Below are 16,987 nucleotides of genomic sequence, written 5' to 3'. Positions count from 1 at the left end.
CAGCAAACCAATGAACCTGACGCTGAAAGTGTGGAGACAGAAGAACTCCAAGGCGGCGGGCAACCTGGAAACATATCAAATAAAAGATATCTCCCCGGAGATGTCTTTCCTGGAAATGATGGACGTGCTGAACGAGGACCTGCTCCTGAAAGGCATTGATCCGGTGGCGTTTGACCATGACTGCCGCGAAGGTATCTGCGGGATGTGCAGCCTGTACATCAACGGACGGGCGCACGGGCCAGAGCGCGGCACCACCACCTGCCAGCTGCACATGCGCAAGTTCTCTGACGGTGACACCATCACCATTGAGCCTTGGAGAGCAGGTCCGTTCCCGGTACTGAAAGACCTTTGCACCGACCGTTCTGCCCTGGATAGAATTCAGCAGGCCGGTGGGTACATCTCGGTGAACACCGGTGGGGTACCTGACGCAAACGAGATTCCGATCCCGAAGACCATCGCTGACAAAGCTTTTGACGCGGCAACCTGTATTCAGTGCGGGGCCTGTGTAGCGGCTTGTAAGAACGGATCTGCCATGCTTTTCACATCTGCCAAAGTATCTCAGCTGGCCATGTTGCCACAGGGTCAGGTAGAGCGTAAGACGCGCGTGGAGAACATGGTGGCCCAGATGGACAAAGAAGGCTTCGGGGCTTGTACCAACATCGGTTCCTGCGCGGCAGAGTGCCCGGTAGGTATCTCGCTGGAGAATATCGCCATGCTGAACCGTGAATACATTGGTGCTTCTTTCACGTCTGAGAACGTCTAGAGAATCCCTTATTTTTATCTTAAAGGCGAAGCTTCTTCACGGAGGCTTCGCCTTTTTGTTTTAAGCCTGGTTTTCCTAAAAGGCCCCGTAAACGCGCCAACTTAAACTGGAGGTTAGCGGTTGAAAACAAAAGCCGTAACTTTACCCCTGCTTCCCCTGTTCTACAAGCAAAACACAGATCTGCATGATACTCATTATATCGGGTACAAACCGGCCGAATTCCATCACGCTCAAGGTGGCCAAACTCTACCAACAGCTGCTTACGGCCCGAGAACAGGCTTCCGAAATACTAGACTTACAGGACCTCCCCCTTGATTTTGCCTCTCCCAATCTTTACAAGCGCGAGCTGTATTCACAGGAGTTCCTGGCGCTGAGAGAACGCGTGGCGGCCGTCCAGAAAATCGTCTTTATTGTACCCGAGTACAACTGCTCCTACCCTGGCGTTCTGAAAGCGTTTATTGATGGCCTGGAATATCCAGATGCGCTGCGCCGAAAGAAAGGCGCTTTGGTGGGCCTATCCACCGGCGGACAGGGCGGCAACATTGCCTTAAGTCACCTCACAGATGTGCTGCACTATTGCGGCCTTCATCTTCTGGCTCAGAAACCTCGTTTCCCCTACATCCACAAACACATGCAGGAGGGGCAATTCACCAATGCCTTGTACCGCCAATTGCTGGAAGAACAGATTGAGGAGTTTCTGTCTTTTTAGCTACCTGCGTTTTAGCGCTTCTTTTCAGAAAACAGCCTTAAAACGCAACTTGTAAATCAACTTTCTAACCTCTCTCTCTATTACATCCTGATTTACGCGTATTGGCTTTCCAGCATAGCTTGGAAGTTGCTTGCGAGAATTGCTAGGGGAAGTCACGGAAGTAACTTCCGCGCCATAGTTTAGCGAATGTTCACATCATTGACAGGAATTAGACAAGCGTCGCAAATAACAAAAAAGATTAGACAGTTATGGAGTAAACATCCGTATTGAATAGAGGCGAATCCGTTTAAAGCTTAAAAACAAAAAAGGAGCCCTGAAACATACGCTGTTTCAGGGCTCCTTTTTTGAAAACAGGGCTAAAACGCCTAGTCTACATTATCGTGCAGGAAACGGTTGTCGCCTAATAGTTCATTGTCATCGTTCAGGTTAAAACGGGATATCTTCTGCTCGGCGGAAGGGACTACATTCTCCAGTTGCACGTTTCTGCGCAGGTAAGCCGGTACTTCCAGTTTCTCTTTGATAGAGGCATCTGAATAAGCATCAGCACTTAGTCTGCGAAGGCGCTCACGGCGTTCGTCCATTCTGTTTTGCTGTGGATCTCTGTTCTCCTGAACCGGCTCTGGCGTGCTCACGGCCTCTTCTTCATAGGAAGGAGAAACCAAGCCGCTGTCAGAATCCAGATCGAAAACGATTCTGTTGTTGTTCTCCGCTACTGGTGCCGGCTTCCGCACCGGCTCATTGGCTACTAACTGCGTAGCCGAAGCAGGTGGAGTTACCGAGTAGGTAGTGGATACAACTGGAGCTACTGGCTCTGTAACTTCTTCTGTTACTGCCTGAGGCGCAGTCGCTCCAATGATTCCGGCCTCAATAGACTTTTTTGGAGCAGGCAGGCTTTCAATTTCCCGCGCAAATCCAGTGGCAATCACGGTCACCCGGATGCTGGTGCCCAATGTTGAATCAATGCCGTGACCAAAGATCACCTCTGAGTCATCGCCGGCTTTCTCCTGGATGTAATCCGTAATCTCTGTCAGTTCATCCATCTCCAGTTCCGCTTGGTCGCCAGACATGATGGAAAGAAGGATTTTCTGCGCCCCGTGAATATCGGTGTTGTTCAGCAACGGAGAAGACAGGGATTCCTCGGCAGCACGCAAGGCTCTGTTTTCGCCTTCGGTGATGGCAGAACCCATCACGGCGGCACCAGAGTCTTTCATGACCGTTTTCACGTCTTCAAAGTCCACGTTCACCTCAGACGTCACCGTGATGATCTCGGCAATAGATTTAGCGGCAGTGGTTAAGACGTTGTCTGCTTTGGCAAACGCCGCCCGGATAGGCAGGTTCCCAAACATCTCCCGTAGTTTGTCATTGAGGATAACAAGAACGGTATCGCAGTTCTGGCTAAGTTCTTTGATTCCGTTATCGGCGGCGGTGCGTTTCTTACGTCCTTCAAAAGCAAAGGGAGCAGTCACAATACCCACGGTAAGGATATCCATTTCCTTTGCTACTTTGGCAATCACCGGGGCGGCACCCGTTCCGGTTCCGCCACCCATCCCCGCGGTGATGAACACCATCTTGGTATGGGCACCTAAGAGCTCTCTGATTTCTTCCTTGCTTTCCAAGGCAGCCTGCTTGCCACGCTCCGGGTTAGCCCCGGCCCCCAGCCCTTCGGTGAGGGTGGTCCCAATCTGGAGCTTGTTGGGCACACTGCTACTTTTCAACGCCTGTTCATCGGTATTGCACACCACAAACTCCACGTCCTTAATGCCTTGGTTGAACATGTGGTTCACGGCATTGCTTCCTCCCCCGCCAACACCAATTACCTTGATGATGGATTTGGAGTGTGATGGCACATCAAACTTATACGATGAAAAACTCATGTTATCTCTCCTGAAATTACGCGTTAATAGTTCTGTTGCTTATCGTCAAAATCATCGATCAGCATGCCTTTGGTACGTTCGAAGATCTTCTTGAAGAAGTCGCTTCCCCCGCCACCACTTGGTTTCTGAACTGGCTTGGCCTCATTTGTGCTTCGCACCACTGGGGTGTTCGCCATCTCAGTGTAACGGTTCACCCGCTCATCTAAGGCCTGGTAACCAGCCAAAACCAAACCAACGGTAGTTGCAAACATAGGGCTTTTCACAGAGTCTATCTTGCTCTTTCCCAAATGCTCATTCGGATATCCGATACGGGCATCAAGGCCTGTCAAGTACTCTACTAATTGCACCAGGTTTTGCAGTTGCGCCCCGCCTCCGGTAATCACAACGCCTGCCGCCAATTGGTTGGCATACCCGCTCCTAACAATTTCTGAGTAAACGAGTTCAACAATTTCCTCCATTCTTGCTTCAATAATGAAAGCAAGGTTCTTCAAGGAGATTTCTTTGGGAGTCCGATCACGCAAGCCCGGGATTGAAACGATCTCATTATCAGAGGCTTCATCGGCGATTGCCTTCCCGAAACGCACTTTCAGCTGCTCCGCCTGGTTTTGCATCACCATGCAGCCCTGCTTGATGTCAGAGGTGATGATGTTGCCCCCGAAAGGAAGAACTGCCGTGTGCCGGATAATATTGTCTTTGAAAATAGCCAGATCCGTGGTACCACCTCCAATGTCAATGAGGGCCACGCCCGCTTCGCGCTCTTCTTCGCTCAACACCGACATGCAGGAGGCCAGCGGCTCCAGGATCAACTGGTCAATCTCCAGACCGGCGCGGGTGATGCACTTGGTGATGTTGTTCACCGCGTTGGACTGCGCCGTGATGATGTGGAAGTTACCTTCCAGACGCACGCCTGACATGCCCACGGGATCCATGATACCATCTTCGTAATCCACTTTGTAGTCCTGTGGCATTACGTGGATGATCTCGCTGCCCGGCGGGGTCACCAGACGGTACATGTCATTGGTCAGGCGGTTCACGTCTTCCACGGTGATCTCGCTGTCCAGAGAAGTGCGCGTGATGGAGCCGTTGTGTTGCAGGCTTTTGATGTGCTGCCCGGCAATACCCACGTTCACCACTTTTATGTCAATGCCAGATTGTTCTTCTGCCTGTTTTATTGCTTTCCGGATGGCCTCAACAGTCTTGTCTATGTTGCTCACCATGCCCCGCACTACCCCCTCAGATACTGCTTTGCCCAAGCCAAGGATCTCTAGCTTGCCGTATTCATTTTTTCTACCTACCAGCGCGCAAATTTTGGTTGTTCCAATGTCTAAGCCTACAACTATTTTGTCGTTCTGCGTCATGTTATTAACTATTCACAAATAATCTGATCCTTGTATTCTACATTCAAGCGGCTGTACTTGTCCCAGCCTACTACTGGCATTACTTCTTTGTAGAAGATGAAAAGCTTTTTAAACTTCTCCTGCACATGAACCGGTTTCCCGAACTCAATGCGCTGATCTCCCACCTGTGTCAGGAAACTCACCTTGCCTTTCTGGTCAATGTCCATCTGGGCGAGCTGGGCGTTCCAAAACGGGTCCTTCTCTATGTAACGTAGCAGAGACAAATATGCGATGCCCACCGAATCCTGAAAAAACGAACTGGCCTTGTCCGAGGTCACCACTGCGGCTGTCACAGGTATGACATGGGCGGTGTAAAGTGACGACAAAGGGAGTTGATTTCCTTCTTCGTCAAGGTACACGTCCTGCTCTGTGCTTAGCAACCGGGCTATGGGCCTGTTTTGCTGAATAAAGACATTTATATTGCCTTCCAGATCGCGAGAGACCTCTGCCTGCCTCACAAATTTATGCGATTTTATCCGCATTTCCAGCCGCTTGAGGTCAATCTCCTCTTTTTTCATTCCAGTGAGTGGCTGACGTCCATTCCGGGTCAGCAGCGCCATTACTTCCGATTCACTAAGAAAGTAATTGTTATACTCATTATCAATTTTAATATTAACTTTTTTACATATTTTTACCTCCTGTCTTGCTTTAGAAAAACCTGCCAAGAAAACAAATCCCCCCATGCAAAATACCGCAAATAGAAGCGCTTTAACCTTTCTATTCCAATACATGGTTCTTTTCCTCCAATAACATTTTAATCGCTGGTACCAAGGTGTCTATGTCCCCGGCTCCTACCGTTGCCAACACATTATAATCCAAATTTTTACTTAATAACTCCAGTACTTCTTCTTTTGCCACAAGAAGCTTGGCTGTCGTCAATAAGTCATACAGCAGCGCCGAGGTCACCCCGGGAATAGGCAATTCCCGGGCCGGATAAATATCCAAAAGCCATACCTCATCCGCGAGGCTCAGGCTCCGGGCAAATCCTTCCAAAAAGTCGCGGGTGCGAGTAAATAAGTGCGGTTGAAAGATCACTCTCAGCCTCTGCCCCGGATACAGCGCCCTTACCGAGTGAAGGAACGCCTCTATCTCCCTGGGGTGGTGAGCATAATCATCTAAATATACCCTTTTTTCAGAAGCATATACCTTTTCGAACCGTCTTTTTACACCCGTGTAGCCAGAAATCCCCGACTGGATTTTTTCCGCCGGTACTCCCGCCAGCGAAACCGCCTGGGCTGCTGCCAATGCGTTCTCCACGTTATGGAAACCGGGCACCTGCAAAGCAGTCTCGGGCAGCAGGAAGTTCCTTCCCTCAGCCGAAAATTTCATGGCTCCCTCCGCAATCTTCACGTCTACGGCAGACAGTTCCTCATTCTCAAGCCCGTACCGGATCACCGTCACCGATGCATCCACGGCCTGGGACAGGCTCTGGTCGGCGGTGTGGTTGAGCAGCAAATACCCGTTCGGTTTGATCTGCCGCACAAACTGCCGGAAAGACTCCACCAAGGATTCCTTCTCGCCATAGATGTCCAGGTGATCGGGATCGGTGGAGGTCACAACCGCAATGTCTGGGTGCAAAGTCAGAAACGAACGGTCGTACTCATCGGCCTCCACCACACACAAAGCCCGCTCTTCCTCTTTATGCGGCAGCAGCAGATTGGAACCCAGATCGGTGGAAATACCCCCTAAAAAGGCCGAGGTAGAAACCCCGGCGTGGTGCAGCAAATGGGCCACCATGGAAGAGGTGGTGGTTTTCCCGTGCGTGCCTGCCACGGCAATCAGGTATTGGTCCTGCGTTAGAAGCCCCAGCACCTGGGAGCGTTTCATGATGGTGAACCCCTCCTGCTCCAGATACTGCCGTTCCTGGTGCCAGGCCGGAACCGCGGGCGTCAACACGACCAGCGTTTCGGGCTTGTTTTCCTTAAAAGAGGCCGGAATTAGGTTCACGCCATCTTCAAAGTGAATGGAGGCGCCTTCTTCTGCTAATTTCTGAGTCAGCGGCGTAGGAGTCTTGTCATATCCGGCCACGGCAAATCCCTTGGCCAGAAACCAGCGGGCAATCGCGCTCATGCCAATTCCCCCGATGCCCAGAAAATAGATATGGCGGTATTGGTGCAGATTCATGAGATCAATTTCATTAGTTCCTGAACAATGGCTTCGGTGGCCTGCGGTTTGGCCAATTGGGCGATATTCTCGCGGAGGGTTTGCTGTTTGCTAGCATCTTTCGCCAGCGCGAACGCCGTCTCCCACAGTTTCTGGGAGGCTTCAATGTCTTTCACCAGCAAGGCGGCGTTTTTCTGTACCAGGGCCATGGCGTTTTTGGTTTGGTGGTCTTCGGCCACATTAGGCGAAGGCACCAGAATAGACGGCTTTTTAGCCAGGCACAGCTCGGAGATGGAAAGCGCTCCGGCGCGGGAAATCACCACATCGGCGGCAGCGTATGCCAAATCCATCCGCTTGATGAAATCATAGGCTTTGATCTGATCTGCCGGATGATTTCTCACCGATTCCTCGGCGGTGGGGAAATAAGTTTTCCCGGTTTGCCAGATGAGGTTATAGCCGGCCTGCTCAATTTTCTGCAGCGCCGCATCGGTGCTTTGGTTCAAGGTTCGCGCGCCCAAACTGCCACCAATCACCAAAAACGTCAGTCGGTCCGGGTTCAGGCCGAAGAACTGAATGGCTTCGGTTCGTTTGCCTTCCAATTCGGTGATGTCGCGCCGCACGGGGTTGCCGGTGAGCACAATCTTGGCGTTGGGAAAATACTTGTACATGCTGTCATAGGCCACGCAGACTTTGTCTACTTTGTTCGCCAGCAGCTTATTGGTGATGCCCGCGTGCGAATTCTGCTCCTGGATAAGGGACGGAATTCCCATTTTGGTGGCAGCATAGAGCAAAGGACCACTCGCGTAGCCTCCCACGCCTACCACGGCATCGGGTTTAAAGTCTTTAATGATTTTGTACGCTTTCCGGACGCTGGAAATCACCTTCAACGGAAACGACAGGTTGTCCACGGCGAGGCGGCGTTGCAGGCCGCTGATCCAGAGCCCGATGATTTTATAACCGGCCTCGGGCACGCGCGTCATTTCCATGCGGCCCTGCGCACCCACGAAAAGAATCTCGGCAGAAGGGTGCAGCCGCTTGATTTCATTGGCGATGGCTACCGCCGGATAAATGTGTCCGCCCGTGCCGCCGCCGCTGATGATGAATCTGTATTGTTTCTCAGGCATGCGTTAAGACGTTTGCAGGTTTGTTGGCCGTGGGCGTGGCGGCCATCTTAGCCTCGTGCTCACTGCGGCTCACACTCAGGATAATCCCGATGGAAATCCCGGTGAAAATCAGGGACGTTCCGCCCATACTCAGCAAAGGCAGCGGCAGACCCGTGATCGGGCCAAGGCCCACGGCCACGCCCATGTTCACCATGGCCTGGATGACCAGACTGAAACTGATGCCCGCCGACAATAATCCGCCGAAGGCTCCCAAACTGTTGGTCACCGCCATCATGCCCCGGTACAGGAAAGCCAGATACAGGAAGAGAATGACAGCGCCTCCTACCATGCCGTATTCCTCAATGATGATGGCGTAGATAAAGTCAGAGTACGGGTGAGGCAGCACGTTGCGCTGGTCTGAGTTTCCGGGGCCTTTTCCCAAAACCCCACCCGTGGCAATGGCGATGTACGACTGCTCCAACTGGAAAACCGTCTGCTCCTTGTCCATGAAGTTCTCAATCCGGGAGATGGCCGTCTGCATCCGTTGCCCAAGGGTCAGGGCGATGCTCCCAAAGATGGCCCCCACCACAATCATGGTCAGGATGGGTTTCATAGGCACCCGCCCGATGAACATGAGCAGAATACAGGTCAGGAACAGCAGCAAGCCGGTAGAGATGTTACTCATGGCAATCAAGCCGCAGATCAAACCGCTCCACAGAAACAGCGGAATCAAGGTCTGCTTGGACTCAATGTTCATCTGGCGCTTGCTCAGGATGCTGGCCAAATACGAGATCAAGGCCAACTTAGCCAGATCCGAAGGCTGAAACGTCTGGTTGATCACCGGAATGGTCAGCCACCGCGAGGCCTCGTTGATGTTGGAGCCTTTCAGATAGGTATAGATGAGCAAAGGAACCGAGAAAATCAGGGCCAGCAAGCTCAGTTTGGCATAGTAACGGTAGTTGATCTTGTGCGCGAGCCACACAAACGCCAAGCCGATGAAGATAAGGCTGGAGTGTTTGAACAGGTAATACTCGGTGTTGCCGCCCATCTTTTTGTACGCCAGCGTACCCGTGGCCGAGTACACCACCGCAATACTGATGAGCCCGAACGTGAGGACGATTCCCCATAAAATAGGGTCGCCTTTCAGGTTGTCACGTAGCCAGTTTTTGATTGGGGTCATGCTACAGTACTTTTAAGGGCGGCCACGGCTTCAGCGAAAGCGCGACCCCGGTGTTCGTAATTATTGAAAAGGTCAAAGCTGGCGCACGCCGGCGAAAGCAGCACCACATCGCCGGCCTCGGCAAAATCCTTGGCCAGCTGCACGGCTTCCTGCACGTCCTGGGTCTCCACTATTTTCGGGCCAAATTGGGAAAACGAGGCCAAAAGCTTGCTGTTGTCCACGCCCAGACACACAATGGCTTTCACTTTCTCCTGCACCAACGGCTGAAGCGTGGAATAATCATTGCCTTTGTCTTTGCCGCCCACTACCCACACAATGGGCTGCCGGATGCCGTCCAGCGCGTACCACACCGCTTCCACGTTGGTAGCTTTGGAGTCATTGATGAACTGCACGCCGTCTACCTCGCCCACCGGTTGCAAGCGGTGCTCGGCGTTCTGGAACGTTCCCAAGGTTGCCTCAATCTGCTCCGGCGCGATGCCCACCAGCAGCGCCGCGCCTACGGCCGCCATGGTGTTGTACTGGTTGTGCTGCCCGATCAGCGGCGAGTTGGCAGTTTCTATTTTAGCCTCGATTTCCGAAAAAGAGGCCGAAATCGCTGATCCCTGGTATTGGATCGCCAAGCCATCCGCCGCTTTCAACCCGAAAGGCACCTGGGTTCCCGGCACTTCGTGAGAAGCCATGTAGTTCATGATCTCGGCATCGTCGTGGTTGAACAGGAAATACTCGGCTGAAGTCATGTTCTGGGCGATCCGGAACTTGGCGGCCGCGTAGTTCGCCATTTGGTACTCGTAGCGGTCCAGGTGATCTGGGGTGATGTTCAGCAGAATGCTGATGTGGGCTTTAAAGCCGTACATGTTATCCAGCTGAAAACTGCTCAATTCCACCACGTAGTAGTCGTAGCCGCCTTCCAGGACTTTGCCCGCCAGGCTCTCGCCCACGTTTCCGGCCAGGGCTACTTTCAACCCGGCGCTTTTCAGCAGGTGGTACGTCAGCAGCGTAGTGGTGGTCTTGCCGTTGGTACCCGTGATGCAGATGAACTTGCCCGAAGCGTAGCGCCCCGCGAACTCAATCTCCGAGATTACCGGAATGTTCCGCTCCACCGCACCCTGGATTACCGGCACGGTATCCGGAATGCCCGGACTCTTAATGATTTCCGTGGCCGCATAGATCTGTTCCAGCGAGTGCGTTCCTTCTTCGAAAGGAATCTGCGCCTGAGTCAGCTGCTGCCGGTACTTTTCCGCAATAGAGCCGCGGTCCGAGACGAACACGTCAAAGCCCTTGGCTTGTGCCAACAAGGCTGCTCCCACGCCGCTCTCCCCTGCTCCTAGTATGGCTATTTTTTGCATTGCTTTTGTGTTTATGTTCTGCGTTTCGGACCTGTTTTCAGGAAAGAGGCCTAAAACGTTTCTTTCTCACTTCTGCTTTCTTTAAGCTCTTTTTTTCTTTTGTCATCCTGGAAGGATCTTGGTGGCGAACGGCAAAAGCGCTGCTATATCTGTCCGTCTAGCTTGCCCCAAGATCCTTTCAGGATGACAAAAAGGGGTTTGTCTTGGATAAGTTTTGGGTTGTTTTAGGCCTATTTTCCTAAAAACAGGCCTAAAACGGCTTACCTTAATTTCAAAGTCACCAGCGTCAAAATGGCTAGCATGATGCCCACCGTCCAGAACCTTGACACGATCTTGGATTCATGGTAGCCCAGTTTCTGGTAGTGGTGGTGCAGCGGCGACATCTTGAAAATGCGCCGGCCCTCGCCGTATTTCTTTTTAGTGTATTTGAAGTAACTCACCTGTAGCATCACTGAAAGGTTCTCCACCAGGAAGATGCCGCACAGGATGGGGATTAAGAGCTCCTTTCTTAAAATCAGGGCTAAAACGGCGATGATGCCGCCGATAGACAGGGAACCGGTATCGCCCATGAACACCTGCGCCGGATAGGAGTTGTACCACAGGAAACCCACGCAGGCCCCCACAAAGGCGGTACAAAAAATCACCAACTCGCCCGTGTTGGGGATGTACATGATGTCAAAGTAATCGGCGAAGACGGAGTTACCAGATACCCAGGCGAACACGGCCAGCGTGGTTCCGATAATCGCCGAAGTACCGGCGGCCAGACCGTCAATGCCGTCGGTGATGTTGGCACCGTTAGACACGGCCGTGATGATGATGATCACCAGCGGGATGTAGAGGAAACGGGCATAGGAGCCCAGCAACGGACTGGCGAAACTGAAGAACTGGTGGTAGTCCAGCTCGTTGTTCTTGGTGAACGGCACCGTGGTGATCATCTTCCGGACATCGGTGAAGCTGCCGGAAACGTCAATCGCGGAGAGCCCTTTGGACGTCAGGTATTGGCGCACCACCACATCCTCGGAGAAAAACAGCGTCAGGCCCACAATCAACCCCAGGCCAATCTGGCCCAGAATCTTGAACCGACCTGCCAAGCCTTCTTTGTTCTTGCGGAACACCTTGATATAATCGTCCAGAAACCCGATGGCACCCAGCCAAATGGTGGAAACCAGCATCAGGAGGATGTACACGTTGTCCAGACGGGCAAACAGAAGCGTGGGCAGCAAAATGGCTAGAATGATGATGAGACCACCCATGGTAGGCGTGCCTTTCTTCTCCAACTGGCCTTCTAAACCTAGGTCGCGGATGGATTCGCCCACTTGCTTGCGGTGCAGCAACCGGATGAGGCGCCCTCCAAAGATCATGGCAATCAGCAGTGACACCAGCGCAGCCAATCCGGCCCTGAACGAGATGTACCGCATCACGCCCGCCCCGTAGAAGTCAAATTGCCTGTCTAGAAAATCAAAAAGGTAATAAAGCATCCGTTTCGTATTATCGTCTGAGAAGGAGCGGTGATAAGCCTCTTCCCGTCTAAGTCATTTTAGTTTTAGCTTCCGCCTTACTTCTGCAGCAAGGCGAAGGATTCCTGCAGCACCTGCTTGTCATCGAACGGAGAGCGCACGCCTTTCACTTCCTGGTAGGTCTCGTGCCCCTTGCCTGCCACCAGAATGATGTCATCGGCCTCGGCCAGCAACACGGCAGTTTTAATGGCCTCCCGGCGATCGATCACCGAAAGCGACTTCTTCAGGTCGGTGGGTTTCACGCCGGCCTGCATTTGGTTCAGGATTTCCTGCGGATCTTCGTCGCGCGGGTTATCAGAGGTCAAGATCACGCGGTCGCTCATCTTGGCGGCGATATCAGCCATGACCGGACGCTTGGCCGCGTCGCGGTTTCCGCCGCAGCCCACAATGGTGATGACTTTCTGCTCCGGCTTCCGGATCTGCTGAATGGTTTGCAGCACGTTCTCCAGCGCATCAGGCGTGTGGGCGTAATCCACAATACCGGTAATCTGCCCCGGCGACACCACGTAATCGAATCGGCCCGCGGCCGAGGTCAGGCTAGACAAACTCGCCAGCACTTCCTGCTTGTCTTCGCCCAGCAGCGTGGCCGCGCCGTACACCGCCAGCAGATTATAGGCGTTGAACGTCCCGATCAGGCGGAACCAAACCTCCTGCCCTTCCAGCTCCAGTTGCAAGCCCTGGATGGAGTTATCCAGCAGACGGGCTTTGAAATCAGCTTCTTTGCGGAGGGCGTAGGTGTATTTGGTGGCTTTGGTGTTCTGCAGCATCACCATGGCGCGCTTGTCATCAGAGTTCACCAAGGCAAACGCCTTCTTGTTCAGGTGATCGAAAAACAGCTTCTTGGCTTTGATGTATTCGTCAAAAGTACCGTGGTAGTCCAGGTGGTCGTGGGTGATGTTGGTGAACACGGCGCCGGTGAACTGTACCCCAGTCACGCGGTGCTGCACCAGGGCATGCGAGCTCACCTCCATGAACGCGTGCGTGCAACCGGCTTTCACCATCTGCGCCAACAACCCTTGCAAAGTGATGGCATCTGGCGTGGTGTGCGAAGCCGGGATCACCGTCTCGTTAATCTGGTTCTGTACCGTAGAAAGCAACCCGGCATTGTAGCCCAAGTCACGGTACAGTTTGTGCAGCAAGGTCACGCAGGTGGTTTTGCCATTAGTGCCGGTCACGCCCACCAGTTTCAGTTTCTTAGAAGGGTTGCCGTAGAACTCAGCAGCGATCAAGCCCATGGTTTCGGCGGTATCGGGTACCTGCACGAAGGTTACCGTGTCAGGAGTGTTTTGGGGCAGTTTTTCGCAAAACACCACCGAAACGCCCTGCTGCACGGCCGTCTCTATATAGTCATGGCCATCGCGGAGCGTACCCCGGATAGCAAAGAAAGCCACGCCTGGTCCTGCCTGGCGGGAATCCATCGTTAACGCAGAAAGCTCGGGGTTAGTAGGCCCGAGCAATTGCGGTGACTGGAGTACCTGTAGCAGGTTTTCTAGTTGCGCCATGTTTTGAAAGTGTAATGGTCATAATTGTTCCTTTGGCCAAAGGCTCTCCCGGCGGGATGCTTTGGCTCTCCACCCGCCCGAACCCGATGGCCCGCACTTTGATCCCGTGGTTCCCCAGGATGAACAGCGCATCGCGCAGGGTCATATCGGTTACATCGGGCACCTGGCCCATTTTCACCGGCACCGGTTTCAGGGCCACCGAATGTTTCTGAGTATCTACCCGTACCCAGTCTTCCTCGGGGCTCAGCGGATGCGCACTCACACCCAGTTTGTTGCAGAGAATGGTGAGTTCTTCCTGGTTTCCGGCGTGCAGCACCGGCAATTTAGGTGCCACGTTTGCCGGACGGCGCGCCATGGGCGCGTGAATGGCCAGATCCTGAGCGTAGGCTTTGTCAGCGAGTTCCCGGAAAACCGGGGCGGCCACGTCACCGCCGTACTGGGCGTTTTTCTGTGGGCTGTCAATGATCACGATACAGCTGTATTTAGGCCGATCTGCCGGGAAGTACCCCACGAAAGAGGTGGAATATTTACGGGTATACTGGCCGTTGATGACCTTCCGGGCGGTTCCGGTTTTACCGGCTACTTTGTAGTCTTTGCTTTTCAGGTTCTTGGCCGTTCCGTTCTCCACAACCCCTTCCATCATCTGCCGCAGTTCCTTCACCGTCTGCTCAGAGCAGATGCTGGGGTTGAGCACTTTCGTTTCAAAGGACTCCAGCACCTGATCGGCGCGCTTGATGCTTTTCACGATCATGGGCTGCACTTTCACACCGTTGTTCGCCACCGCGTTATAGAACGCCAAAGTCTGCAACGGAGAAATCTTCAGCTCATAGCCAATGGCCATAGTAGAAAGCGACGGACGGCTCCAGCTACGGTCTTTGGGAGATTTGATGTACGGCACCGCCTCGCCGTTCATCTGGAAGCCCAGCGGCTGGTGCAGCCCGAATTTGTGCAGGTAATCCACGTACTTCTGCGGGTTGCTCTCAAACGTCTGTTGAATGAGCTTGGCTACGCCGATATTGGAGGATTTTTCGAAAACTTGCTGTAAAGTAATCTTTCCGTTACCGTGGGTATCCGTTTTCACGGCTCCGCCGATGCGCTCAGAACCATTGCCGGTATCCACGGTATCGGTGAGGCTCATGTCGGTTTCTTCCAGCAGGGCCATCATGGAGGCCAGCTTGAACGTGGAGCCCGGCTCGGTCCGGCCCTGGTTACCTACCGCGTAGTTGTAATCCTCGGCGTACACGCCTTCGCTCTGGCGGCCCAGGTTGGCAATGGCTTTGATATGGCCGGTGCTCACTTCCATGAGAATCACGCAACCGTGGGCGGCATCATTGAGGGTAAGCGCACGGTTCAGGGCGTTCTCGGCAACGTCTTGCAGGTTAATGTCAATGGTGGTCTGTATGTCAAAACCCGGCATGGGTTTCACCTCGGTGCCGTCATTGATGGGCTTGTTACCCCCGGCCATGCGCTCATACAGCGCCTCGCCGTCCTTCCCGGCCAAATGGCGATTGAAAGAGAACTCCAGACCGGCTCCGTTGCGGTCTTCGTTGATAAACCCGATGGTCCGTTTGGCCAGTGACCCGAACGGCAGGAACCTACGATCCAGTTTCTCGAAAATCACCCCGCCCCGGTTCTTACCAGCCCTGAATACCGGCCACTTGGCCATCATCTTCTTGTCCTGGTAATTGATGAGGCGGCCGTTCAGGCGCACGTATTTACGTCCGGCGCTGCGGGCATTCTTGATTTTGCGCTTGTAATACTCCGGCGAACGGTCACCGTAGAAGCGGGACAGTTGAATGGCTAAGGAGTCGATGCCTTTGGAGAAAACATCGTCCGGGGAAATGGTGGGGTCAAAGGCCACCCGGTAAAACGGCAAAGAAGTCGCCATGATGCGGTCATCGTTGGAATAGATGTTTCCGCGGGTGGCGTACACCGGTTGGTAATGGAACCGCTTCTCGTTGGCAATCTCGCGCCAACGGTCGCCGTCCTTGAACTGGATGTACCCTACTTTGTAGATAATTGCGAACGCGAAAAGACAGATGGCCAAAAAAGCCACCCGCACGCGCGTAACGATGGACCTCTTAATATTCATCTTTCTTCAGAACTACTTGGATGGGTGGAGTTGAACTTTCCATCAGACCGAGGGGCTCCACGTTGCGGGCCACCTCAGACTGTTTGCTCGCCTCCATGTAATCAGACTTCAACGTGGTATAGTCGGCGCGCAGGTCCTCGGTCTCGGCTTTGGTTTTGTCAATGCGGCGGAGCGTGCGGTCGGCGTAGTGGGTGTTGCCAATGTAAAACAAGGTCACACCCATCAGGAAAAGCACCTTGGGCAAGTACCGCACGGGCAGACCTTCGGCGAAGAACCAGTCTACTTTGGTGTAGCGGTCTAACAGTTCAAACAGACTGGTGCCCTTCTGGCGCGGCGGGCGGGCCGGACGCGGTTTCTCTACCTTAGGCACTTCCCGCAGGGTGTTTGCCTTGGGCCGATTCACTTGTGGACGTACGGTGTTGACTGCCATAATTAAATCGTAAAATGTGTTACTCCCCTTCTATCTCTCTACTTCTTTGACGATTCAGGTGTCTCTCTTTTCTGCGCCACCCGCAGTTTGGCGCTGCGGGAGCGGTTATTCTCCTGCAACTCCAGCGCGCCCGGCACAATGGGCTTGCGGGTTACAGAATCAAGCGGTTTAATCTCGTTCCCGAAGAAATCTTTCTCCACCTCCCCAAAGAACTTGCCTTTGCCGATGTAGTTCTTCACCAGTCTATCTTCCAGGGAATGGTAGGAAATCACCGACAGCCTTCCGCCCGGCTTCAGTACCTCCACGGCTTGCTCCAGCATCTCCTCCAGGGCTTTCAGCTCATCGTTCACTTCAATGCGCAGCGCTTGGAAAACCTGGGCCAGGTACTTGTTCTCTTTTCCTTTGGGCGTACAGCCGGCAATGGCCTGCTTGAAATCAGCGATGGTCTCAATGGTCTGCACGTTTCTGGCGGAGACTACTTCCCGCGCCAGCGTCTTGGCATTCTTCACCTCACCGTACAACCCGAAGATTTTATGCAGCTGCTCTTCTGAGTATTCCAGAATCACCTGCTGCGCGGTAAGCGGACTGTCTTTGTCCATGCGCATGTCCAGCGGACCGTCAAAACGGGTGGAAAATCCGCGCTCAGCGGTATTGAACTGATGGGAGGAAACGCCCAGGTCAGCTAAAATGCCGTCTACTTGGCGCACGCCGTAGAGGCGCAGGTATTTCTTGAGGTAGCGGAAATTGGCTTTGACAAACGTAAATTGATCGGAGATCAGCTTTTCGGCTTGTTTCTCGGCATCGGTGTCCTGGTCAAAGGAGTAGAGCTGGCCCCCCTGCATCTGAGTTAAGATGTGCGCCGAGTGGCCGCCACCGCCAAAGGTGACGTCTACGTAAATGCCGCCGGGTTTAATGGCCAACGCATCTACCGATTCCTGCAACAAAACGGGCTGGTGGTACTGCATAGGCGT

14 protein-coding genes are annotated in these 16,987 nt (G+C 53.3%); 2 read left to right on the top strand and 12 right to left on the bottom strand.

Translation table 11 applies throughout. The features are described 5' to 3' along the window. Positions 1–10 precede the first annotated feature (10 nt). Together H7U12_RS03235 and H7U12_RS03230 are read left to right on the top strand one after the other, a co-directional pair. Positions 11–763 (top strand): succinate dehydrogenase/fumarate reductase iron-sulfur subunit, encoded by a 753-nt coding sequence (locus H7U12_RS03235; RefSeq protein WP_186633285.1) that lies wholly within the window; start codon positions 11–13, stop codon positions 761–763. 184 nt (positions 764–947) lie between these two features. Continuing rightward, the gene (locus tag H7U12_RS03230; RefSeq protein ID WP_186632803.1) at positions 948–1,472 is read left to right on the top strand and encodes an NADPH-dependent FMN reductase; all 525 of its coding nucleotides are present in this window, start codon (positions 948–950) and stop codon (positions 1,470–1,472) included. A 365-nt stretch (positions 1,473–1,837) separates the two neighbouring features. Here H7U12_RS03230 and ftsZ read toward each other — a convergent pair whose 3' ends face one another. The 12 genes from ftsZ to rsmH form a co-directional block, all read right to left on the bottom strand. Next, on the bottom strand, positions 1,838–3,346 hold the full coding sequence (ftsZ, locus tag H7U12_RS03225) for a cell division protein FtsZ (protein ID WP_186632800.1): 1,509 nt from the start codon (positions 3,344–3,346) through the stop codon (positions 1,838–1,840). 23 nt (positions 3,347–3,369) lie between these two features. Continuing rightward, positions 3,370–4,704 (bottom strand): cell division protein FtsA, encoded by a 1,335-nt coding sequence (gene ftsA, locus H7U12_RS03220; RefSeq protein ID WP_186632797.1) that lies wholly within the window; start codon positions 4,702–4,704, stop codon positions 3,370–3,372. An 8-nt stretch (positions 4,705–4,712) separates the two neighbouring features. After that, positions 4,713–5,474 (bottom strand): cell division protein FtsQ/DivIB, encoded by a 762-nt coding sequence (locus H7U12_RS03215; RefSeq protein WP_186632794.1) that lies wholly within the window; start codon positions 5,472–5,474, stop codon positions 4,713–4,715. Further along, on the bottom strand, positions 5,461–6,867 hold the full coding sequence (murC, locus tag H7U12_RS03210) for a UDP-N-acetylmuramate--L-alanine ligase (protein WP_186632791.1): 1,407 nt from the start codon (positions 6,865–6,867) through the stop codon (positions 5,461–5,463). The genes H7U12_RS03215 and murC overlap by 14 nt, the downstream gene beginning before the upstream one ends. Further along, complete coding sequence (gene murG / locus H7U12_RS03205) at positions 6,864–7,970, bottom strand: undecaprenyldiphospho-muramoylpentapeptide beta-N-acetylglucosaminyltransferase (RefSeq protein ID WP_186632787.1); 1,107 nt, start codon at positions 7,968–7,970, stop codon at positions 6,864–6,866. Before murG ends, murC begins: the two co-directional genes overlap by 4 nt. Beyond that, positions 7,963–9,129 carry an FtsW/RodA/SpoVE family cell cycle protein gene (locus H7U12_RS03200; RefSeq protein WP_186632784.1) on the bottom strand — a complete coding sequence of 389 codons (1,167 nt, stop codon included), beginning with the start codon at positions 9,127–9,129 and terminating at the stop codon, positions 7,963–7,965. The genes murG and H7U12_RS03200 overlap by 8 nt, the downstream gene beginning before the upstream one ends. After that, complete coding sequence (murD, locus tag H7U12_RS03195) at positions 9,126–10,475, bottom strand: UDP-N-acetylmuramoyl-L-alanine--D-glutamate ligase (RefSeq protein WP_186632781.1); 1,350 nt, start codon at positions 10,473–10,475, stop codon at positions 9,126–9,128. The genes H7U12_RS03200 and murD overlap by 4 nt, the downstream gene beginning before the upstream one ends. A 260-nt stretch (positions 10,476–10,735) precedes the next feature. After that, positions 10,736–11,953, bottom strand: coding sequence for a phospho-N-acetylmuramoyl-pentapeptide-transferase (gene mraY / locus H7U12_RS03190; RefSeq protein ID WP_186632778.1), 1,218 nt, complete (start codon positions 11,951–11,953; stop codon positions 10,736–10,738). A gap of 77 nt (positions 11,954–12,030) precedes the next feature. Further along, the gene (locus tag H7U12_RS03185) at positions 12,031–13,494 is read right to left on the bottom strand and encodes a UDP-N-acetylmuramoyl-L-alanyl-D-glutamate--2,6-diaminopimelate ligase (protein WP_186632775.1); all 1,464 of its coding nucleotides are present in this window, start codon (positions 13,492–13,494) and stop codon (positions 12,031–12,033) included. After that, positions 13,433–15,586 carry a penicillin-binding protein gene (locus H7U12_RS03180; protein WP_186632772.1) on the bottom strand — a complete coding sequence of 718 codons (2,154 nt, stop codon included), beginning with the start codon at positions 15,584–15,586 and terminating at the stop codon, positions 13,433–13,435. The genes H7U12_RS03185 and H7U12_RS03180 overlap by 62 nt, the downstream gene beginning before the upstream one ends. Beyond that, positions 15,576–16,016 (bottom strand): FtsL-like putative cell division protein, encoded by a 441-nt coding sequence (locus H7U12_RS03175; protein WP_186632769.1) that lies wholly within the window; start codon positions 16,014–16,016, stop codon positions 15,576–15,578. The genes H7U12_RS03180 and H7U12_RS03175 overlap by 11 nt, the downstream gene beginning before the upstream one ends. Positions 16,017–16,054: 38 nt before the next feature. Next, positions 16,055–16,981, bottom strand: a complete 927-nt coding sequence (gene rsmH / locus H7U12_RS03170) for a 16S rRNA (cytosine(1402)-N(4))-methyltransferase RsmH (protein WP_186632766.1) — start codon at positions 16,979–16,981, stop codon at positions 16,055–16,057. Positions 16,982–16,987: the final 6 nt, after the last annotated feature.

It is taken from the genome of Rufibacter sediminis (assembly GCF_014269285.1).
Taxonomy (GTDB): domain Bacteria; phylum Bacteroidota; class Bacteroidia; order Cytophagales; family Hymenobacteraceae; genus Nibribacter; species Nibribacter sediminis.
This window is presented reverse-complemented; position numbering and strand designations above follow the sequence as displayed.